The 21,500-nt window shown below is 42.7% G+C and carries 14 protein-coding genes, 10 tRNA genes and 3 rRNA genes; 1 reads left to right on the top strand and 26 read right to left on the bottom strand.

The genetic code is table 11. The annotated features are described in order from the left end of the window. Positions 1 to 13: 13 nt before the first annotated feature. The 11 genes from A361_RS01080 to sigW all read right to left on the bottom strand — a co-directional run bounded on the left by A361_RS01080 (position 14) and on the right by sigW (position 13,176). Positions 14 to 778, bottom strand: a complete 765-nt coding sequence (locus A361_RS01080) for a TnsA endonuclease N-terminal domain-containing protein (protein WP_162271993.1) — start codon at positions 776 to 778, stop codon at positions 14 to 16. A gap of 378 nt (positions 779 to 1,156) precedes the next feature. After that, entirely contained in the window at positions 1,157 to 1,654 is a 498-nt protein-coding gene (locus A361_RS01075; RefSeq protein ID WP_157888515.1) for a hypothetical protein, read from the bottom strand. Positions 1,655 to 1,909: 255 nt separating this feature from the next. Continuing rightward, positions 1,910 to 4,471 carry a DEAD/DEAH box helicase gene (locus A361_RS01070; RefSeq protein WP_019381146.1) on the bottom strand — a complete coding sequence of 854 codons (2,562 nt, stop codon included), beginning with the start codon at positions 4,469 to 4,471 and terminating at the stop codon, positions 1,910 to 1,912. After that, entirely contained in the window at positions 4,471 to 5,442 is a 972-nt protein-coding gene (locus A361_RS01065) for a DUF1837 domain-containing protein (protein ID WP_019381147.1), read from the bottom strand. The genes A361_RS01070 and A361_RS01065 overlap by 1 nt, the downstream gene beginning before the upstream one ends. Before the next feature lie 502 nt (positions 5,443 to 5,944). Continuing rightward, positions 5,945 to 7,747, bottom strand: a complete 1,803-nt coding sequence (gene glmS / locus A361_RS01060; protein WP_009336393.1) for a glutamine--fructose-6-phosphate transaminase (isomerizing) — start codon at positions 7,745 to 7,747, stop codon at positions 5,945 to 5,947. Positions 7,748 to 7,842: 95 nt separating this feature from the next. Continuing rightward, positions 7,843 to 7,968 carry a hypothetical protein gene (locus tag A361_RS31155; RefSeq protein ID WP_019381148.1) on the bottom strand — a complete coding sequence of 42 codons (126 nt, stop codon included), beginning with the start codon at positions 7,966 to 7,968 and terminating at the stop codon, positions 7,843 to 7,845. 279 nt (positions 7,969 to 8,247) lie between these two features. Then, positions 8,248 to 9,597, bottom strand: a complete 1,350-nt coding sequence (gene glmM / locus A361_RS01055; protein WP_019381149.1) for a phosphoglucosamine mutase — start codon at positions 9,595 to 9,597, stop codon at positions 8,248 to 8,250. A 34-nt stretch (positions 9,598 to 9,631) separates the two neighbouring features. Beyond that, the gene (locus tag A361_RS01050; protein ID WP_019381150.1) at positions 9,632 to 10,963 is read right to left on the bottom strand and encodes a YbbR-like domain-containing protein; all 1,332 of its coding nucleotides are present in this window, start codon (positions 10,961 to 10,963) and stop codon (positions 9,632 to 9,634) included. Continuing rightward, entirely contained in the window at positions 10,956 to 11,783 is an 828-nt protein-coding gene (gene cdaA, locus A361_RS01045) for a diadenylate cyclase CdaA (RefSeq protein ID WP_009336400.1), read from the bottom strand. The genes A361_RS01050 and cdaA overlap by 8 nt, the downstream gene beginning before the upstream one ends. Before the next feature lie 177 nt (positions 11,784 to 11,960). Continuing rightward, a complete protein-coding gene (locus A361_RS01040) occupies positions 11,961 to 12,596 on the bottom strand; it encodes an anti-sigma factor family protein (protein WP_019381151.1) in 636 nt (211 codons plus the stop codon). A gap of 16 nt (positions 12,597 to 12,612) precedes the next feature. Beyond that, on the bottom strand, positions 12,613 to 13,176 hold the full coding sequence (gene sigW, locus A361_RS01035; RefSeq protein WP_009336403.1) for an RNA polymerase sigma factor SigW: 564 nt from the start codon (positions 13,174 to 13,176) through the stop codon (positions 12,613 to 12,615). Positions 13,177 to 13,350: 174 nt separating this feature from the next. On the opposite strand from sigW, the gene A361_RS29200 reads away from it, so the two are divergent. Then, positions 13,351 to 13,509 carry an aspartyl-phosphate phosphatase Spo0E family protein gene (locus tag A361_RS29200; protein ID WP_019381152.1) on the top strand — a complete coding sequence of 53 codons (159 nt, stop codon included), beginning with the start codon at positions 13,351 to 13,353 and terminating at the stop codon, positions 13,507 to 13,509. A gap of 41 nt (positions 13,510 to 13,550) precedes the next feature. Here the strand turns inward: A361_RS29200 and rocF are convergent, their stop codons facing one another. The 15 genes from rocF to A361_RS00960 all read right to left on the bottom strand — a co-directional run bounded on the left by rocF (position 13,551) and on the right by A361_RS00960 (position 21,386). Further along, positions 13,551 to 14,456, bottom strand: a complete 906-nt coding sequence (gene rocF, locus A361_RS01030) for an arginase (RefSeq protein WP_009336405.1) — start codon at positions 14,454 to 14,456, stop codon at positions 13,551 to 13,553. A gap of 215 nt (positions 14,457 to 14,671) precedes the next feature. Continuing rightward, positions 14,672 to 14,747 (bottom strand) — tRNA-Ala (locus A361_RS01025). A 7-nt stretch (positions 14,748 to 14,754) separates the two neighbouring features. Beyond that, positions 14,755 to 14,829 (bottom strand) — tRNA-Gly (locus A361_RS01020). A 68-nt stretch (positions 14,830 to 14,897) separates the two neighbouring features. Continuing rightward, positions 14,898 to 14,970 (bottom strand) — tRNA-Lys (locus A361_RS01015). Positions 14,971 to 15,124: 154 nt separating this feature from the next. Continuing rightward, positions 15,125 to 15,199: transfer RNA gene (locus A361_RS01010), tRNA-Gln, on the bottom strand. Positions 15,200 to 15,264: 65 nt separating this feature from the next. Then, a tRNA-Tyr gene (locus A361_RS01005) sits at positions 15,265 to 15,348 on the bottom strand. Positions 15,349 to 15,364: 16 nt separating this feature from the next. Then, positions 15,365 to 15,440 (bottom strand) — tRNA-Thr (locus A361_RS01000). 5 nt (positions 15,441 to 15,445) lie between these two features. Next, positions 15,446 to 15,521: transfer RNA gene (locus tag A361_RS00995), tRNA-Val, on the bottom strand. 4 nt (positions 15,522 to 15,525) lie between these two features. Continuing rightward, positions 15,526 to 15,600 (bottom strand) — tRNA-Glu (locus A361_RS00990). A 27-nt stretch (positions 15,601 to 15,627) separates the two neighbouring features. Beyond that, positions 15,628 to 15,700: transfer RNA gene (locus A361_RS00985), tRNA-Thr, on the bottom strand. A gap of 35 nt (positions 15,701 to 15,735) precedes the next feature. Next, a tRNA-Asn gene (locus A361_RS00980) sits at positions 15,736 to 15,810 on the bottom strand. 19 nt (positions 15,811 to 15,829) lie between these two features. Continuing rightward, positions 15,830 to 15,946, bottom strand: a 5S ribosomal RNA gene (rrf, locus tag A361_RS00975). A gap of 252 nt (positions 15,947 to 16,198) precedes the next feature. Then, positions 16,199 to 19,134: ribosomal RNA gene (locus A361_RS00970) — 23S ribosomal RNA — on the bottom strand. 206 nt (positions 19,135 to 19,340) lie between these two features. Further along, positions 19,341 to 20,890 (bottom strand): 16S ribosomal RNA (locus tag A361_RS00965). Together the 16S, 23S and 5S rRNA genes with 10 tRNA genes alongside form the textbook arrangement of a ribosomal RNA operon. Positions 20,891 to 21,155: 265 nt before the next feature. After that, positions 21,156 to 21,386: a hypothetical protein gene (locus A361_RS00960; protein WP_019382796.1), complete on the bottom strand. Its 231-nt coding sequence runs from the start codon at positions 21,384 to 21,386 to the stop codon at positions 21,156 to 21,158. Positions 21,387 to 21,500 lie beyond the last annotated feature (114 nt).

The following is a 21,500-nucleotide window of genomic DNA, read 5'->3' as shown; positions in this document are numbered from 1 at the left end:
AATTCCTTCCTTCTTATATAGAATCGATTTTTATTACATCTCCTACCCAAAGGTGGGTGTAAATCTTCCTTGTTATATCAACGGGGACTTCTTTCCGAGCGATTAAATGCTTGAGGATTTCAAGCCCCATTCCATTATCTAGTTGAAAGGTTTGATCGAATTCCGAAACCATTTCAATAATGGAAGTGTTATATTTTTTGATAGATAATTTCATTTGCTGGGCGTAGGAATTAAGTGTTGCGGCGGGCAAGTCCTCAATTTCGTAATAGGATAGATGTAACCATTCAACATTTTCAACCATATCCTTTGGAATTTCTTTTTCCGTAATAATCCCCCAATCCATTCCGCGACCTTCCCAATATGCACGTTCAATTTCAAATTTCTCAATTGTCCGCTCGTTTTCCAATTCACTTGACGGCTTTATGGTTCGTGCGACCTTCTTGGTCCCTTTGGAATCTTTTAATGTGATAATAAAGTCGGTTGTCATCACAATAGGAACTTGGGATTTTGGGTCGATCGGATGTTTAATTCCTTTCTCGCTAGCAATGTGCCAAGTATCATCACGAATCAGTGGAAACTGCTCCTGTATATCCAAAACAGAGTTACACCATTCCAAAATATAGAAATAATCACTTTCCAGTTTGGATAAGAATTGGTGGATGCGATTTGTTTTCCACCCTTTTCCTCTAGTTGCTAATCCCTTAGATGGAAAGTCCTGAATATTAATCCACGGTTTATACCTATCTAAGCCCCCTTGCCCTCGGCCTTCCTTTTCCATTTCTACAATTTTCTTTTCAGTTAGGATATTTTTTCGTTTAGCCATCTAGTGAATCACTTCCTTGCATTTTCTATATATAGTAAATAGGAAAACCATTCCTTGCATGGGATAAAGTTTTCCAACATTGATTATTACTATCGAACTTCATAATGATTGAAATAAAATAAAAAGATATTATTGTATCTTTTTATTTTTCCAATCAAATGTATGTTTTTAGAAAAAAATATATTTTATTGTAGTTTATAAACAACGTATATTTATTTTTTAATGATTATATTGTAGTTTATAAACTACATTTTCTGATATCTTTAACAAGAAACGTCTTTTATATTCAATTTAATTTAAAAAAAGCCCTGTTATTTTCATAACAAGGCTTCATTAACGCATCCCAATTTTCAAGAATTGGTTAAATTGATATAGCTGGTTGTAAAATTGTTCATGATTATTACTACTGCAAAATTTAATGGAAAGCTGGAACATCGTTTTAACTTCTTTAATGATCTGTTCATCTTCTAAATGCTTCATAATATCTGGTGATATTGTACGATCCTCTGTCACTTTTATTAATAGTTCTCTCCATGTTGTTGGCATATTGACTTTCTTTTTATTTAATGCGTTTATGGCACCATCAGAAGTAAATTCATCGAAAGTTAATAGATAAGACTCAAATGAGTCTATCTTTGGGTCTCTTCCTGCAACAAATTCATCCACCCTTTGCTTCAATTCGGATGGCTTTACATTCTTACTATAATTTTTCCGTAGTACAAGTCGTAACCTCTCTAAATACTCTTTATATTCCTCTGGCTTTAACTCACTAATAGCCGTGCGGATATTATCAACGTACATGGCCAATCCCCTCTCGATTTCTTCTCTCAATATCATCTTTTCCTAAATAAGTATTTAACAATACTCAGAATTGTCATTTTATTTATTATAGAATATATTCGCTATCAAGAGCATTCCATTTAATAAAAAAACCCTACTTTAGGAAATAGTAGGGTGTTGTACCTCTAGATAAAGAGTTTTCTAATTTTTATTCTTACAAAGTCCGATTCCATTTTCTCCATACAATACATTGGTCATTCTGCAGCCATTTCTAGGAAGAACATTTTCTAATATATTCTTTACCATTTATACATAAAGCTGGACAACTTGTGCAACTTCCCTTTGTATGATGGGGGAGATAGACAGCCTTTCCCAATTTATCTTTGCAAGCAAATCTACGCATTCTTCTCGATCTAGGTTTTGATCTTTTAATATTTCTGATAAACTGATTGCAGTAGTTCTTGTAAAACCTAAGCTAATTAATGAAATGGTTGTTTTCTCTGATGCACCTAATTCTAACCATAAATTAAGATCTGGAAACTCAATACCTGAGACTATTTCTTCTGTTTCTAAAAAGAAAGTCAAAATATCTCGATAGCATGCAAAATACTTAATAAATTTAAAGCGTGCAAATTCCTCGATGTCTTTCATGGTGTCTCGAATTATCGCTTGTTTATTCTTGCTTTTGTCTTTTCCTTTCCAAAACCTAAGATTTCGGTCAATTATACGTGATAATGGATATCCCCTCATCCACTCTAAAATTAATAAGGAATAATGATAATTTTTCCCTGGATGTTCTCCTGATAATATTTCTTGAATGGTATTAATAATTGTTTGATAATAACCTAGAGCTTTTTGGTTACTCGGATGTACTGGAGTATACATATCAATTACTAATTCATTTCTTCTAAAGAATTCCAACAGTTGTTGCTGAGCAATAGGACTAACACCTGAATGTTTTAGAATAATAGCGGGTGGAATCTCAAGCTCTTTTATTGCTGCTCCTATTGTTCGTTCAAGTCTTTCAATGGAATCTTTTCCATACTTCTCTAAAGAAGGAGCATCTTTTAAACCTTCATTTCGGATATATTCTCCTGTTAAGTAGGAAAAACCATATTCTAATTCTGGAAATTTTACACTTTTGTCGCGAGGTGAGCCTTCATTTATAAAATCTATTAGGCGGTCAATATGTTTAATTAAAAGGTTGTCTACTGTTCTTTCAATAACATATTTTTTTCGTGCTCTTGGTGGAATGTAATTCCATAATTCTTCTTTGTTTGTATCTACACATATAACATTCCCTTGAAATTCTTTTCCTTGCCTTCCTGCTCTACCTGCTAAATTCCAAAAGTCCATTTCTCCCATCGGAATTCCTCTACCTTTTTGAGGGCCTCGAACAAAGATATTCTTTGCGGGAAGATTGATGCCCTCAATTAGGGTGGAGGTACAAACAAGAAAATGAATGACACCTTCTGAAAATAATCTTTCTATTTCATTTTTTATAATTAAGGGCATATTTCCGTAATGATAACCTACACCTCTTGTTAAAACATGGGCAAGTGTATAATCAGGATTTACGGTATCTTTAATTAGTTTAATCAACTCATGAATCTCAGGATGCGTTGATTCTTTCTCTGGACCTCTTAATTCCCATAGTTTCCACGCACACTTCTCTGCACTGGAAGGGATGTTAGCATAAATGAGATTTCCACTAATAGTATCCGCTAGCCTATGAGCAATGTATGGTAATCGTTCCGCATCCTTTGGCTTTTCACCCAATGTTAATCTCCCAAGGTTTACAGTTTTCTCCTCTGTACACAAATACAATTCCCATTCTTTCGGTTTTCTAAATACTTGATTTATCCATAATAAATTTTGGTTAACTGTAACCTGCTCTTTCTCAATAGTTTCTTTGCGTACATTTTGGTTAGATTGTTCCAGCAGTATTTCTGGATTAGAAGTCATTGGACTAGAAAAAATCACCTTAACTCTCGACGATCTCCTGGAGATATCCTCAATTGTTTGTTGCAAGATAATCCCCCGCGTACCGTCCCCTATTTTTTGGGCCTCATCAATAATTAGGACATTCGGAACAAAATCCTGGTAATCGTTTAGGAGCCATTGTAACCTCTCTTGAGTGAGGACAAATACAACCTTTTTATAGCTTTCCATCATTTTATCAAGGATTGGTACAATGGAGACAAATGTGTCTTTCATTTTATGTTCGATAAACATTTTCTTAACATCGACTTCTACTTGTTGGATTAGTGCTCTAGTTGGTACAACGTAGATAATAACTCCCTCCGAGACACTTTCAAAATACCGTCTTATCTGCTGTAATAGAATATACGATTTCCCTGCTGATGTGGGTGCTGATATACTTACCCAATCACTCCTCATAATTCCTTCCAACACTTCATATTGAAACTTATTTATAGGGATTATATTCTCATGCTTATCAAAAATAGAATATTTCATAAGTCTGTTCATAATTTCTAATTGAAACTCCAATGGCGTCTTATCCTCAAAATCTGCGGGGATTCGTTGTCTCTCGATAGCAAGGTTAATTGCTCCCTGATTCGTCATTTTACTAAGCACATACGCTGCTGAAACTTTTTGATTTTCGGTAGTGGCGTCACACTGTATAACGTATTGGGCAATACGATATGCCGCATCTAAATATTTAGCTTCTAATGACTCCGCAAAAATGCTTGCACACATTAATAAGTAGCGGAAATCCAAATCAACATATTTCGTATGTTCCCCTAAGTCAAATTGTTCGGAAACTGATTGATATAATAGGGGTTGGTACTTTTCTTGAAAGCCACGAAGTCCATAAATCTTTGTTGGTAAAACAGAATTTTGCATTAAGATATAGCCTCCAAGAATTTATCTCGAAAATCTTGAACAGAAGGAAAAGGTACCAGAAAAACCTCTAAAGTAAATTTATTTAAATGCTGATGCTTAGTGATTCCACTATTGATCTTTCCTAACCAACTCGTCAGGGAACTTTTTAATTCCTCCATGACAATCTCTTGAGTTTTGTCAAAAGGAGTTTTGCAATAGGAACTACTGTCAAAGCCTATCAAACAAGCACCTCTATATTCTAGTAAGTTATACGAAGGATGATGGGGATCTAAATAATTCAGTATAGCTGTCTCTAGTTCTGAATTAGCGAGATCCAGATTCGTCAATAATAGCTGCATATCCCGTTCTCTGGGATCTTCAGCACCGCCTGGGGAAATTAAATAAGGTGAGAGGCTTTTAAAACAATTTGTGATTGCTTGGTCAAGTGATTGATATAGCTTTGCTTCTCCCCAATACAATTGTAATTTTTGAGTAGAAGCATCATAGCCCATGTGAACAGCATCTGCACCTTGATAATGCATTTGATTACTTGTTTTTAATGACATTTTGGAAATTACTTGAGGCAATCTCAAAACACTTTGTATCAGTAAATAAAGTAACAATTCGCCACCTTCACCTGTTTTCTTAAGTTTAGTGAACAACTTCCTTGCTTTCCTTGCCAAAGCGGAAGTATGGAGAGTCGTATTTTCTTCACTATCTAAATTTTTAGCTTTTTTTATCTCAGACCTTGGAATCGCATAATCGATCATAAAATCCGCTAAGCGTAATGCTAGGTCTTCTACTCTCGGCATAGTTTGTGCATTAGATTTCACCATATAACATCTTGTAATCGCTTTTGTTCCAACTACTGTTTGATTTGATTCTACTTGTACGAGATATGAATTTAGCTCCTCCCCTTTACCTCGTAAAAGTGATGCTATATATCGTTCTATAATATCTTCATATCGAGAAGCCTGTGTAGATGACGCCAATTTTCCCCCTCCTATTATAATAATTATGTTTCATTATCAGAATTTGCCGAATTATATACCTTGATTATACCAAGTTACTGATTTTTCCATAAGAGAACTTGGGTTCGGTCTTTTGAACTATTGCCAGTAGTGTAGTTTTTTTAATATCACCATATACAAAGTTAATAACTATATTTGGTTTAAGGAATTAGGGGGACGATTTATAAGTAATATTGAAAATAATAAAGAGATATTTAAAATGAAAAAGGACTCCATTGAATATTTCATGGAGTCCTATATATATATTGATATTAAGTGGGCTATTTATTTTTTTGGTACGCGACATCGTTAACTATTAACCAACTTTGTTGGTGGTACCACTTTTATTGTGATCAAACAAACCAATCAAGTCAGTTCCCGACTTTCTTGTCCAGTACCCAACTTTGTTGTCTAGTACCCGATTTTGTTGTCTAGTACCCGACTTTGTTGTCACTCAACACATTATTTTCAGTACAGACTTTCCTTACTCCACAGTAACCGACTTAGCCAGGTTACGCGGCTTATCTACGTCACACTCACGGTGCAGCGCAGCAAAGTAAGAGATTAATTGTAAAGGTATTACAGAGATAAGAGGTGTTAATAGCTCGTTCACTTCCGGAATGATGAAGCTGTCTTCTTCTGTTTCCAGCCCTTTCATGGAAATGATGCAAGGGTTTGCTCCTCGGGCAACAACCTCTTTGACGTTGCCGCGAATGCTTAAGTTAACACTTTCTTGAGTTGCCAGGGCAATGATTGGCGTACCATTCTCGATTAAAGCAATGGTTCCATGCTTTAATTCTCCGCCTGCAAAGCCTTCAGCTTGAATATATGAAATTTCCTTCAGCTTAAGTGCACCTTCAAGGCCAACATAGTAGTCGATCCCACGGCCAATAAAGAACGCATTGCGTGTAGTAGAAAGGAATTTGCGTGCTATATCTTCGAACTCTTCCTTTGCATCGCAAAGGACTTCCATTGCGTTAGCAACAATGCCTAGCTCCTGAACAAGGTTGAAGTCCAATTCCAATCCGCGGCTCTTCGCTGTAACTTCTGCAAGAATGGATAATACAGCAATCTGGGCTGTATATGCCTTTGTAGAAGCAACCGCAATTTCAGGACCGGCATGAAGCAATAATGTGTAATCTGCTTCACGTGATAGAGTTGAACCTGGAACGTTTGTAATGGTTAACGCCTTATGGCCCATTTTCTTCACATTTACAAGTACGGCACGGCTATCTGCTGTCTCGCCGCTTTGAGAAATAAAGATAAATAGCGGCTTCTCTGAAAGCAACGGAATATTATAGCCAAACTCACTTGAAATATGAACTTCTACTGGGATTTTTGCGATTTTTTCAATGAACTGCTTTCCAACAAGACCTGCATGATAAGAAGTCCCGGCAGCAATGATATAAATGCGGTCTGCATCGTTCATCGCTTCAACGATTTCCTGGTCGATTGTCAGCTCGCCATTTTCATTTTGATACTTCTGGATGATTTTGCGCATCACTAAAGGCTGCTCATCGATTTCTTTCAGCATGTAGTGAGGATATGTTCCTTTTTCGATATCGCTTGCATCCAATTCAGCCGTATACGGATCACGGCTGATTTCCTCGCCATTCAGCGTCTGAATTTTAACAGCATCTTTTGTGACAATAACGATTTCTTTGTCCATTAGTTCAACATATTGATCTGTAACTTGCAGCATCGCCATTGCATCAGAAGCGACTACATTGAATGTTTCACCTAATCCAACCAGAAGAGGACTCTTGTTTTTCGCAACAAAAATCGTTTCAGCGTTTTCTGCATCCAAAAGGGCGATTGCATAAGAGCCTTTTAAAAGTGTCAGCGTTTTGCGGAACGCTTCTTCAGTATTAGAACCTTCGTTCACGAATAATTCAATCAGCTGAACGATGATTTCTGTATCTGTATCACTTTTAAGGGCAACTCCCTGCAAATATTCGCGTTTTAAGATGTCATAGTTCTCAATTACGCCATTGTGAACAAGCGTAAAACGGCCGGAATTGCTTTGATGAGGGTGAGCATTTACTGTGCTTGGAACACCGTGTGTCGCCCAGCGGGTGTGTCCGATCCCTGTGTTTGCCATCACATCTTCATCAACAATATTGCGAAGGTCCGCAATACGGCCTTTTTCCTTGAAAACCTGAACGCCGTTATCATTCATAACCGCGATGCCAGCTGAATCATAGCCTCTATATTCAAGCTTTTCCAAGCCCTTTAATAAAATTTCCTTTGAATCTAAGTTTCCAATATATCCAACGATACCACACATACTTCTTTTCCTCCTAATAATGAAGGGGCAAGAAGCCTTTTCGGGGCAGTCCTGCCCCTTATCTCTGTTTTTTTATATACGCAGCTCCAGGGGCATTACAGCCTCTTGAATGAGCGTTTCTTAGTTTTAGCATTCCCTTCTCTTTGTGCATTCAGTTGCCAGAATGTTTTAAAGAAGAAATCATCGGTTGTGCTTTCAACCGGGAGGCATCCGCCGAACATTCGATAAACCTCCTCCTCGTCAACTGATCCTTACGTCCAGGATCAGTTCAGGCGCTTTATATTTAATTAATTTCTCACGATCCACCTTTCTCTTCTTGAATAAAGATGTCCTGTATTCCTAAATACAAAAACAGGATTATCATACATCAAAGTCAGACTTCCGTCAACAGATAAGTTAAGGCAGCTGCCAGCCTTCCATTTGGTTGGGGCTGTAAACTCCATATATAAAAATATGCATAAGGGAGTTCAGGAGTTCCCTTATGCATATGATTTGTGCTTTTATTCTTTTAATCCCATTTCACTTTCAACAACAGCAGCGATGCGCTCTACATAGGATGCGCAAAGTTCACCCGTTGGGGCTTCCGCCATTACGCGGACAAGCGGCTCTGTACCGGAAGGACGTACCAGAATCCGGCCGTTTCCGTTCATTTCTTCTTCAACCTGCGCAATGACTTCTTTCACTTTTTCATTGTCTGTCACATGATGCTTATCCGTTACACGAATGTTTACAAGCTTCTGCGGGAATTTCTGCATTTCATTCGCAAGCTCAGATAGCGGCTTCTTGGTTACTTTCATGATGTTAACAAGCTGAAGGCCTGTCAAAAGACCATCTCCAGTTGTGATGTAGTCCAGGAAAATGATATGACCTGACTGTTCTCCGCCAAGGTTGTAGCCGTTCTTCTTCATTTCCTCCACAACATAGCGGTCACCTACAGCTGTCTGAACACTTTCTACACCGTTGGCTTCAAGCCCTTTATAATATCCAAGGTTGCTCATCACAGTGGAAACAACTGTGTTTTGCTTAAGTCTTCCCTGCTCCTTCATGTATTTTCCACAGATATACATGATTTGGTCGCCATCAACAATATCGCCATTTTCATCAATGGCAATTAAACGGTCGCCATCTCCATCAAAAGCCAAACCTACATCGGCTTCTTTTTCCTTAACAAAGGCAGACAATGCCTCAGGATGAGTAGAACCGACTCCTGCATTGATATTTAATCCGTTAGGAGATGCTCCCATCATGGAAAGATCAGCATCAAGATCAGCAAATAGATGTGTTGCCAGCGGAGAAGTGGCCCCATGTGCACAATCGAGCGCAATGTGGATGCCTGAGAAATCTTCATCAACCGTCTGCTTTAAGTATTGAAGATACTTCTGTCCGCCTTCAAAATAATCATTTACCTGTCCCAGGCTGCCTCCGACCGGTCTTGGAAGCTGGTCTTCTGCCATATCCATTAATCCCTCAATTTCAGCTTCCTGGTCATCGGATAATTTAAACCCATCCGGGCCAAAGAATTTGATTCCGTTATCTTCAACAGGATTATGGGATGCAGAAATCATTACGCCAGCTTCTGCACCCAGAGCTTTTGTTAAATAAGCGACGCCAGGCGTTGAAATGACACCGAGGCGCATAACTTCTGCTCCAATTGATAAAAGCCCCGCTACCAGTGCGCCTTCGAGCATATGGCCCGAAATACGGGTATCACGGCCGATTAATACTTTCGGACGATCATGGTCCTTCGTTAATACATAACCCCCAAAACGGCCCAGTTTAAAAGCCAGCTCTGGTGTCAATTCACTATTTGCAACTCCTCGTACTCCATCTGTACCGAAATATTTACCCATTTTATAATCGCTCCTTCTAACTTTAAAAACTATATTAAGCTTCTTCTTTTCGCGTAATTGTTATAGTCGCATTACCTGATGCAGGTTTTACATCCACCCCTGAAGGGCCATCGACATTGATTGGCACCTCATGATCACCTTCACCAAGGTCTGACAGGCTCAAATATAGATTAAAATCCTCCGCTTTGAGATCCTGAACCGTGCTGCTTTTTCCGGTAACCGTAATACTTGTCCGTCCGGAAGCTGGATTTCTTAGTACTGCTTCATATTCTTCAGCTAAGCCGGCTAAATTGATGGGAAGGCTTGAAAAGGTTTTGGTTTCCTCTTGTTCCTGTGCCTGTGTTTCTTCAGCAGGCTCTTCGGTGTTTTCCTCTTCTCTATCAGCATTCTCTGCATTCTCTGCATTCTCCTCAGTACTAACGTCAATAGACGCCTTCACTGTCTTAGGGTCCACTGCAGAAATGCCATCCGGGATAATAACCGGCAAGGTGAGCACGGTATCTTTTTCAATCTTGCTGACATCCACCTCTACCCTGACACTTTCAGTCTCATTTAATATTTCTTCCCGGCCCGTTATGGAAGCCTCGTTAACATCGAGTTCAATCGAATTAATGGTAACACCATCTTGAGGGTCCCCCTTCCGGACGATCGTAACGGGAACCGTCTTGCTTAACTGCTTAACCGGCACTGTTACTTGAATTACTTGGGGTTCCACAATAACATCAAGCTTATTCATCTCACGGTCCAATACCCTGACAGTTGCTTCATCAGTGATTGTCTCGGTTATTGGTCCCTTTACATCCAAGGTTGCTTTAACAAAGCTGATCCGCTCGATCACTTCTTTTGCTCCTGTGATTTTTACCGTCTTTGGTTCCGCAGATGCCGCATCGGCTGAATACCCCTCACCAAGCAGGCCATTATTAAATTCTGCATCCACTTTAAACTCCTGGGTCACTTTTTCGTGGACTGTCACATCAGCATATTGCGGATTGATCGTCACATCAAGTTTATCTGAGATATCGCGGATCTTAATTTCCACTCTTTGAGAGCCGATTTCTGCATTTGTCAAATCTACATATACTTCAAAGTTCTGCAGTTTTTTAGCTTGCTCCAGATGGCTTTTTGGCCCTTCTATACTTAAGTCCACTGTTTCCGGAATACCGGTAACGACCAGATTTTCCGTATCATAATAGCTTTTCACCGGGACATCTTCAACAATGCCTGAATCCTGCTGGCCAGGAACGTTTATATCCTTTAATTCCTTATCTGCATCATAAACAGAGTCAAATAGAAAAAGTGCCAGAATCAACGCAACAATTTTCATGAACCAGCGGGTATCTACCAATTTATCAATTAACTTATCCATTCTTTTTCCCCCTCCAGTTCCAAAGACCTGAAGAAGTCTGCTTTATTTTCTGTTGAACAAGCAATTCACTTGAAAGCATATCTTTAAAAGCTTCAGCTTTTAAATCACGGTGCAGCTCACCGTTTTTGGTTAGGGAAACACTTCCTGTTTCCTCCGAAACGATAATGGTAATACTGTCGGTTACTTCACTTATACCTAAAGCAGCCCTATGTCTGGTGCCGAGCTCTTTTGAGATGAATGGGCTTTCTGACAGAGGCAGATAACACGCTGCTGCTGCCACACAATTCTTTTGAATGATAACGGCTCCGTCATGCAGCGGTGTATTCGGTATAAATATATTAATCAGGAGCTCAGATGAAATTTTAGAATCCAGCTGAATACCGGTTTCAATATAATCGTTCAGCCCTGTTTCCCTCTCAACTGAAATAAGCGCCCCAATGCGGCGTTTAGCCATATAATCCACAGCCTTAGCAATGGATTCGACCAGTTTCTCCTGATTTTCCTCCTCCTGATTAGCTGTCCTTGAGAAGAATCTCCCTCTCCCCAATTGCTCCAATGCTCTTCGCAGCTCCGGCTGGAAAATGATGATGATGGCCAGAAATCCCCAAAGAAGCACTTGTTCCATCATCCAACCTAATGTTTGCAGGTGGAACTTGTCGCTTGCTACTTTGACCAGGATAATGACAAAAATCCCTTTTAGCAATTGGACAGCCTTTGTTCCTTTTACAATCATTATCAGTTTATAGATGACATACCAGACAAGGAGAATGTCTATTGTATTAGCCAACAATTTCAAAATAGAGAAATCTGCAAACGACATTATCCTTCCTCCAAATATATATTTCAAAAGCAATACATGCTTAAAGTTCCTTTATGTAACTTTCATATTATATCATATTTGACGCTAATTCCAATTTTGAGACAACAGACACTACCTGGAAAAATAAGTACACTAAGAATCCCTGCATTAAAGCAGGGATTCTTACTATGGTTATGTCTATTTCTCTTTATCTGTTTCTCCGCTTTCAAATACATTTACAGCATCCTTGGCTGCCTTTTTGATGTGGTACCACAGCCATTCGAAAATGGCATCAACCTCTTCGATTTCTCCGGTAACATTACCGGCTGAAGCCATATATTGCTGGCCATTGATGACCGTAACATTTCCGTCTATTTCGCCCTGGATTTCCAAGTCTCCGTTCTTAACTACTACATCGCCTTTTACCACTTCGCCTTCTGGTACAATCACCTTATCGTTCTCCACCACAAGGTTTGGCTGTTTGGAAACTGATAGTTGGTGATCCTGATCCCAGGATGATACGACGCTTCCCATCATCAGAACAAGAAAGAGGGATGCAGCAGTTAAAAGCGGATGATGCCTGAACCAGCGCTGGACCCCGACTTTCCGCTTTTCTTTGGGCAATTTCGCCATAACGTTTGCCGTGAAATTTTCAGGTGCCTGTATATGTGAAGTGCTTTGGACTAAAGCGATCGTCTTCTTTAATTCATGGAAATGAATTTGGCATTCCTCACAGTTCTGCAGATGTGCCCTTAATTCCTTCTCATGTTCGGCTGAGATCTCTTCATCTAGGTACTCATGCATATAAACAACCATTTCTGCTGGACATTTCAAAGTTCTCACCCTCTTTTTAAACGTATCTTAATTGATTCCTAAGTGCTTCCCTGCCCCGGTGAATCCTGGTTTTAACCGTTCCCAGAGGAAGATCGAGCGTTTCACTGATCTCGTTCAGCGATAATTCTTCAATATATTTTAGAACAATAACCGAACGGTATTTTTCCGGAAGCTTCGATATTTCCCTTTGGATTGTTTCCTGCAATTCCAGACTTTCTACATCTTCCTCCGGCAGCCTCGCATCTGAAGCAATTTGAGAATACATGTTCAGTCCATCCGTTCCTGCGACCTCTGCATCCAGATAATAATCAGGCTTCTTTTTTCTAATTCTGTCTATACAAAGGTTAGTGGCAATCCGATAGAGCCACGTGGAAAATTTCAAGTCAATATTAAAGCTGGCAATGTTTATATAGGCTCTTAAGAAAGCCTCCTGAGCGATATCCTCTGCCTCATGCCTGTTTCCCAGCATTCTGTAGCAAATCTGAAAAACTTTATCTTTGTATATTTCAACAACTTCAGCATAAGCATCCTGGTCGCCTTTTAATACTTGCTTTATCCTCTTCTTTACGATTGTCTCCATTTTTTTACCTCCGCTCCAGTGCGGCTAATCGATAATACGAATCGATAGCGGAAAAGGTTTCATTTTAATTAAAAAACATTCAATTTCTATATTAGCAAATTTTTACTTATTCTGGTTTATTTTTTTCCTTTTAGGGTATAAAAGTACTAAATTAATCGAAAAGGGTTGATTACGGTGTGTGTTAAGGAATTATTGAGAGATATTGAGGAATGCCGGTCAAGAATGATCCAGTTAACAGCTTCCGCTTCTTTTACAGACCACTCGGTAGTTGATACGAGCACAAAACTTGATCAGCTTCTAAATAAATATTATACACTCACAGCAAAAAAATGAGCAGAACTTGTTTACGTTCTGCTCATTTTTAATTCAATTATTTATAGAAGCTTCTCGCCAAATAGTGAACCCATAAGCGCGACCGCCACAGTAGCTGTTTTGTTTTTGTCATCCAGGATTGGGTTAACCTCTACAAACTCAGCCGATGTAATGATCTGCGATTCTGCAAGCATCTCCATGGCCAAGTGGCTTTCACGGTAGCTGATGCCTCCAATAACCGGAGTTCCAACACCAGGGGCATCATGCGGATCCAGCCCATCTAAATCCAGAGACAGATGAACACCATCTGTATTTCTTTCTTTTAAATATGTAATAGACTCCTCCATAACCTTTGTCATCCCAAGCCGGTCAATTTCGTGCATGGTGTATACTTTAATGCCTTTTTCCTTAATAAGCTCCCGCTCTCCTTCATCCAAAGATCTTGCCCCAATAATGACAATATTCTCTGGCTTAACCTTTGGAGCATATCCCCCTACATTGGTTAAAAGCGGGTGGCCAATTCCCAGGCTTACCGCAAGAGGCATGCCATGTATGTTCCCTGAAGGTGATGTTTCAGCTGTATTTAAATCCCCGTGGGCATCATACCAGATTACCCCAAGATTTTTGTAGTGCTTCGAAACACCGGCCAATGTTCCAATTGCGATGCTGTGATCCCCGCCCAGTACTAATGGAAAAGAACCACTTTCTATTGCTTTATCAACTTCTTCGCCCAGTTTTTCTGTTTTTTCAGCAATAAGGTCCAAGTTTCTAAGATTTGATTTTGGATCGATTTGAACTTCCGGACGGCCGATGGCAATATCGCCCTGGTCATGGATTTCTTCGAATAAACACTTTAATCGCTCATTCACACCGGCATATCGGATCGCACTTGGCCCCATGTCCACACCGCGTCTCATCTGGCCAAGATCCATTGGCATTCCAATTATCGATAATTTCTGTCTTTTCATAGTAAAGTCCTCCCTTTCCCTTCATACTCATATTTTAACCGCTTTCAAACACATGACTCAACTCGACAAAATCGTGTATATATATGCGGCTGCCGGAAAAAGAAGCTTCTAAAAATACCATAGTAACTTTCTAAGTTTTGCCACTTATTGTTTTGTGAAATAAAATAAAAAATCCCTAAACCATGCTGGTTTAAGGAATGTCGTATTATGTATGATGGTGGAGCCTAGCGGGATCGAACCGCTGACCTCCTGCGTGCAAAGCAGGCGCTCTCCCAGCTGAGCTAAGGCCCCATTTATTTGGAGCGGAAGACGGGATTCGAACCCGCGACCCCCACCTTGGCAAGGTGATGTTCTACCACTGAACTACTTCCGCAAACATATTTATATTCACAAGTAAGACCTTCAGGACTCGATTCCCAAGGTCTGTGTTTTTCTATAAAGTGAGCCATGAAGGACTCGAACCTTCGACCCTCTGATTAAAAGTCAGATGCTCTACCGACTGAGCTAATGGCTCGAAATATAATTCTGATGCCTAAACTTCATTTGCAGATGTGCTTCAAAGCCCTGCGGTCTTTGTCGCAGATTTTAAAAGCTTGCCATTCAGGATGTAACGCTTCGATGCTGCAATCTTTTAAAATCCTCTACCGACTGAGCTAATGGCTCAAAAATGGCTGGGCTAGCAGGATTCGAACCTGCGAGTGACGGAGTCAAAGTCCGGTGCCTTACCGCTTGGCTATAGCCCAATAATTACAAAATAAAAAGGACATTCATAGCTTGTCCAGTTTTTTGTGTTTTTATTAAAAATAAATGGTGGAGGGGGGCAGATTCGAACTGCCGAACCCGAAGGAGCGGATTTACAGTCCGCCGCGTTTAGCCACTTCGCTACCCCTCCATCTATAAAAAAAAGATGGTGCCGGCGAGAGGACTTGAACCCCCAACCTACTGATTACAAGTCAGTTGCTCTACCAATTGAGCTACACCGGCAAATATGGTGGAGGATGACGGGATCGAACCGCCGACCCTCTGCTTGTAAGGCAGATGCTCTCCCAGCTGAGCTAATCCTCCATTATGGTGACCCCTACGGGATTCGAACCCGTGTTACCGCCGTGAAAGGGCGGTGTCTTAACCGCTTGACCAAGGGGCCTAGTACTCTAGTTGTCTACATTAAAAGAGCTTCCAACCGGGCTCGAACCGGTGACCTCTTCCTTACCATGGAAGTGCTCTACCTGCTGAGCTATGGAAGCAACAGCTCATAATTCCCAAAAGGGCTTTATGGAAATGGCTCCGCAGGCAGGATTCGAACCTGCGACCGTTCGGTTAACAGCCGAATGCTCTACCACTGAGCTACTGCGGAAAAGTGGTATTTGTAAACAGCCCGGCAGCGTCCTACTCTCACAAGGGGACAGCCCCTAACTACCATCGGCGCTGAGAAGCTTAACTTCCGTGTTCGGTATGGGAACGGGTGTGACCTTCTCGCCATCGCCACCAGACTATTTTCAAAAGACAAGTATGATTATACTTTCTTTTGATGTTTTTTTCAAGAGGAAATTTCATTTTTTCGTTCCCTCAAAACTAGATAATGTATGAAGAAGCATTTGCCGAGTATTCACCAATGACTTGTCTAGCTTCGGCTCCTAACCTCTCGGCCGTTTCGATCCGTCCCTCCAAATCCCAAAACCAGGATTTGAATGGCCGGCTCTCCAACGTCTCTCAAAGTTGAACAGTCGCCTCCGCTTTTCGTTTTGGTTAAGTCCTCGATCGATTAGTATCAGTCAGCTCCACATGTCGCCACGCTTCCACCTCTGACCTATCAACCTGATCATCTTTCAGGGATCTTACTAGCTTGACGCTATGGGAAATCTCATCTCGAGGGGGGCTTCATGCTTAGATGCTTTCAGCACTTATCCCTTCCGCACATAGCTACCCAGCGATGCCTTTGGCAAGACAACTGGTACACCAGCGGTGCGTCCATCCCGGTCCTCTCGTACTAAGGACAGCTCCTCTCAAATTTCCTGCGCCCACGACGGATAGGGACCGAACTGTCTCACGACGTTCTGAACCCAGCTCGCGTACCGCTTTAATGGGCGAACAGCCCAACCCTTGGGACCGACTACAGCCCCAGGATGCGATGAGCCGACATCGAGGTGCCAAACCTCCCCGTCGATGTGGACTCTTGGGGGAGATAAGCCTGTTATCCCCGGGGTAGCTTTTATCCGTTGAGCGATGGCCCTTCCATGCGGAACCACCGGATCACTAAGCCCGACTTTCGTCCCTGCTCGACTTGTAGGTCTCGCAGTCAAGCTCCCTTGTGCCTTTACACTCTGCGAATGATTTCCAACCATTCTGAGGGAACCTTTGGGCGCCTCCGTTACTTTTTAGGAGGCGACCGCCCCAGTCAAACTGCCCACCTGACACTGTCTCCCGCCCCGATAAGGGGCGCGGGTTAGAATTTCAATACAGCCAGGGTAGTATCCCACCGACGCCTCCACCGAAGCTGGCGCTCCGGCTTCTCAGGCTCCTACCTATCCTGTACAAGCTGTACCAAAATTCAATATCAGGCTACAGTAAAGCTCCACGGGGTCTTTCCGTCCTGTCGCGGGTAACCTGCATCTTCACAGGTACTATAATTTCACCGAGTCTCTCGTTGAGACAGTGCCCAGATCGTTACGCCTTTCGTGCGGGTCGGAACTTACCCGACAAGGAATTTCGCTACCTTAGGACCGTTATAGTTACGGCCGCCGTTTACTGGGGCTTCGATTCAAAGCTTCGCTTGCGCTAACCTCTCCTCTTAACCTTCCAGCACCGGGCAGGCGTCAGCCCCTATACTTCGCCTTGCGGCTTCGCAGAGACCTGTGTTTTTGCTAAACAGTCGCCTGGGCCTATTCACTGCGGCTCATCAGGGCTATTCACCCTAATGAGCACCCCTTCTCCCGAAGTTACGGGGTCATTTTGCCGAGTTCCTTAACGAGAGTTCTCTCGCTCACCTTAGGATTCTCTCCTCGCCTACCTGTGTCGGTTTGCGGTACGGGCACCTTTTCCCTCGCTAGAGGCTTTTCTTGGCAGTGTGGAATCAGGAACTTCGGTACTAAATTTCCCTCGCCGTCACAGCTCAGCCTATGTGGTAACGGGATTTGCCTCGTTACCGGCCTAACTGCTTGGACACGCTAATCCAGCAGCGTGCTTACCCTATCCTCCTGCGTCCCCCCATTGCTCAAACGGTAAAGAGGTGGTACAGGAATATCAACCTGTTGTCCATCGCCTACGCTTTTCAGCCTCGGCTTAGGTCCCGACTAACCCTGAGCGGACGAGCCTTCCTCAGGAAACCTTAGGCATTCGGTGGATGGGATTCTCACCCATCTTTCGCTACTCATACCGGCATTCTCACTTCTAAGCGCTCCACCAGTCCTTGCGGTCTGGCTTCAACGCCCTTAGAACGCTCTCCTACCACTGACATCGGAAGATGTCAATCCACAGCTTCGGTGATACGTTTAGCCCCGGTACATTTTCGGCGCGGAGTCACTCGACCAGTGAGCTATTACGCACTCTTTAAATGGTGGCTGCTTCTAAGCCAACATCCTGGTTGTCTAAGCAACTCCACATCCTTTTCCACTTAACGTATACTTTGGGACCTTAACTGGTGGTCTGGGCTGTTTCCCTCTTGACTACGGATCTTATCACTCGCAGTCTGACTCCCATGGATAAGTCTTTGGCATTCGGAGTTTGTCTGAATTCGGTAACCCGATGGGGGCCCCTAGTCCAAACAGTGCTCTACCTCCAAGACTCTTACTACATGAGGCTAGCCCTAAAGCTATTTCGGAGAGAACCAGCTATCTCCAAGTTCGATTGGAATTTCTCCGCTACCCACACCTCATCCCCGCACTTTTCAACGTGCGTGGGTTCGGGCCTCCATCCAGTGTTACCTGGACTTCACCCTGGACATGGGTAGATCACCTGGTTTCGGGTCTACGACCACATACTCATTCGCCCTGTTCAGACTCGCTTTCGCTGCGGCTCCGTCTCATCAACTTAACCTCGCATGTAATCGTAACTCGCCGGTTCATTCTACAAAAGGCACGCTATCACCCATTAACGGGCTCTAACTACTTGTAGGCACACGGTTTCAGGATCTCTTTCACTCCCCTTCCGGGGTGCTTTTCACCTTTCCCTCACGGTACTGGTTCACTATCGGTCACTAGGGAGTATTTAGCCTTGGGAGATGGTCCTCCCTGCTTCCGACGGGATTTCTCGTGTCCCGCCGTACTCAGGATCCACTCTGGAGGGAACGAAGTTTCAACTACAGGGCTTTTACCTTCTCTGGCCGGCCTTTCCAGACCTGTTCATTTACCTCGTTCCTTTGTAACTCCGTGTAGAGTGTCCTACAACCCCAAGAGGCAAGCCTCTTGGTTTGGGCTAATCCCGTTTCGCTCGCCGCTACTCAGGGAATCGCGTTTGCTTTCTCTTCCTCCGGGTACTTAGATGTTTCAGTTCCCCGGGTCTACCTTCTATACCCTATGTATTCAGGTAAAGATCCTATCCCATTACGGATAGGGGGTTTCCCCATTCGGAAATCTCCGGATCAAAGCTTACTTACAGCTCCCCGAAGCATATCGGTGTTAGTACCGTCCTTCATCGGCTCCTAGTGCCAAGGCATTCACCGTGCGCCCTTTCTAACTTAACCGTATTTGACGGGTTCATCGAAGATGAACAGCATCAAAGGTTTTTTACTCTATTTAACATAGAGAGAATTTACTAAAATGGCGATTACTCGGTTATTGCTTCTTCATTAACATTATCTAGTTTTCAAAGAACGAATCTTTCATTGAGAGATTGAACTCTCAAAACTGAACGAACAAAACACGTCGCGTTTCATGTAAATATCCTTAGAAAGGAGGTGATCCAGCCGCACCTTCCGATACGGCTACCTTGTTACGACTTCACCCCAATCATCTGTCCCACCTTAGGCGGCTGGCTCCAAAAGGTTACCCCACCGACTTCGGGTGTTACAAACTCTCGTGGTGTGACGGGCGGTGTGTACAAGGCCCGGGAACGTATTCACCGCGGCATGCTGATCCGCGATTACTAGCGATTCCGGCTTCATGCAGGCGAGTTGCAGCCTGCAATCCGAACTGAGAATGGTTTTATGGGATTCGCTTAACCTCGCGGTCTCGCAGCCCTTTGTACCATCCATTGTAGCACGTGTGTAGCCCAGGTCATAAGGGGCATGATGATTTGACGTCATCCCCACCTTCCTCCGGTTTGTCACCGGCAGTCACCTTAGAGTGCCCAACTGAATGCTGGCAACTAAGATCAAGGGTTGCGCTCGTTGCGGGACTTAACCCAACATCTCACGACACGAGCTGACGACAACCATGCACCACCTGTCATCCTGTCCCCCGAAGGGGAACGCCCTATCTCTAGGGTTGTCAGGAGATGTCAAGACCTGGTAAGGTTCTTCGCGTTGCTTCGAATTAAACCACATGCTCCACCGCTTGTGCGGGCCCCCGTCAATTCCTTTGAGTTTCAGCCTTGCGGCCGTACTCCCCAGGCGGAGTGCTTAATGCGTTTGCTGCAGCACTAAAGGGCGGAAACCCTCTAACACTTAGCACTCATCGTTTACGGCGTGGACTACCAGGGTATCTAATCCTGTTTGCTCCCCACGCTTTCGCGCCTCAGCGTCAGTTACAGACCAAAGAGTCGCCTTCGCCACTGGTGTTCCTCCACATCTCTACGCATTTCACCGCTACACGTGGAATTCCACTCTTCTCTTCTGCACTCAAGTTCCCCAGTTTCCAATGACCCTCCCCGGTTGAGCCGGGGGCTTTCACATCAGACTTAAGGAACCGCCTGCGCGCGCTTTACGCCCAATAATTCCGGACAACGCTTGCCACCTACGTATTACCGCGGCTGCTGGCACGTAGTTAGCCGTGGCTTTCTGGTTAGGTACCGTCAAGGTACCGGCAGTTACTCCGGTACTTGTTCTTCCCTAACAACAGAGTTTTACGATCCGAAAACCTTCATCACTCACGCGGCGTTGCTCCGTCAGACTTTCGTCCATTGCGGAAGATTCCCTACTGCTGCCTCCCGTAGGAGTCTGGGCCGTGTCTCAGTCCCAGTGTGGCCGATCACCCTCTCAGGTCGGCTACGCATCGTTGCCTTGGTGAGCCGTTACCTCACCAACTAGCTAATGCGCCGCGGGCCCATCTGTAAGTGATAGCCGAAACCATCTTTCAGCTTTCCCTCATGTGAGGGAAAGAATTATCCGGTATTAGCCCCGGTTTCCCGGAGTTATCCCAGTCTTACAGGCAGGTTGCCCACGTGTTACTCACCCGTCCGCCGCTGACTTCAGGGAGCAAGCTCCCATCTGTCCGCTCGACTTGCATGTATTAGGCACGCCGCCAGCGTTCGTCCTGAGCCAGGATCAAACTCTCCATATAAGAGTTGATTAAGCTCATAAATTGTCTTTTCAAAAAAGACTAAAGAATTAACGTTGACGTTTTTGTTCGTTCAGTTTTCAAAGATCAATCCGCCGCTCAGAAGCGACTTTCTTAATATATCACGTGTCAGCATCGACGTCAACAACTTTTTTTAAGTTGTTTTTTATTGGTGCTTTCCGTCATCAGCGACGTTTATTAATATACCAAGATACCAATAACAAGTCAACAGCTTTTTATATTTTTTTAATAAGAAAAGAAATATCTATTATCCCTTATTTTCCCGATGCTGTCTTGAACGCATGTATTTAAGGCAGTCTGCTGGCGTTGCCATACGCTGAAATAAAGAAAATAAGATTTTATATCGTTCTTCCATAGCTCTTTTGACAATATGGTCGATCCTGTCATCTTTTAAATCGAATAATATTTCGTCCATTTCCCGCTTAATGAGGTACTCGATTTCTTTCAGCTCTTTTTGGTTTAATAGCATTCCAATCATTTTGATTGCCTCCATTGTATTTTTCAATTTGTTTTCTGTAGTATTTTTCCATTTAGGATTTATTATGAGTGAATTTTTTATACATGGAAGAGACAAGTTCAGCATAGGTATGGA

It is taken from the genome of Cytobacillus oceanisediminis 2691 (assembly GCF_000294775.2).
Classification (GTDB): domain Bacteria; phylum Bacillota; class Bacilli; order Bacillales; family Cytobacillaceae; genus Cytobacillus; species Cytobacillus pseudoceanisediminis.
The sequence above is the reverse complement of the archived record's forward strand: the minus strand, read 5'-3'. Positions and strand labels throughout refer to the sequence as shown.

Coding starts and splice junctions, on each gene's coding strand:
- rocF (WP_009336405.1), bottom strand. CDS start 14,456: ATGAAAAGACAGAAATTATCGATAATTGGAATGCCAATGGATCTTGGC.
- A361_RS01070 (WP_019381146.1), bottom strand. CDS start 4,471: ATGCAAAATTCTGTTTTACCAACAAAGATTTATGGACTTCGTGGCTTT.
- A361_RS31155 (WP_019381148.1), bottom strand. CDS start 7,968: ATGTTCGGCGGATGCCTCCCGGTTGAAAGCACAACCGATGATTTCTTC.
- glmM (WP_019381149.1), bottom strand. CDS start 9,597: ATGGGTAAATATTTCGGTACAGATGGAGTACGAGGAGTTGCAAATAGT.
- cdaA (WP_009336400.1), bottom strand. CDS start 11,783: ATGTCGTTTGCAGATTTCTCTATTTTGAAATTGTTGGCTAATACAATA.
- A361_RS01080 (WP_162271993.1), bottom strand. CDS start 778: ATGGAAAAGGAAGGCCGAGGGCAAGGGGGCTTAGATAGGTATAAACCG.
- A361_RS01050 (WP_019381150.1), bottom strand. CDS start 10,963: ATGGATAAGTTAATTGATAAATTGGTAGATACCCGCTGGTTCATGAAA.
- A361_RS00960 (WP_019382796.1), bottom strand. CDS start 21,386: ATGATTGGAATGCTATTAAACCAAAAAGAGCTGAAAGAAATCGAGTAC.
- sigW (WP_009336403.1), bottom strand. CDS start 13,176: ATGGAGACAATCGTAAAGAAGAGGATAAAGCAAGTATTAAAAGGCGAC.
- glmS (WP_009336393.1), bottom strand. CDS start 7,747: ATGTGTGGTATCGTTGGATATATTGGAAACTTAGATTCAAAGGAAATT.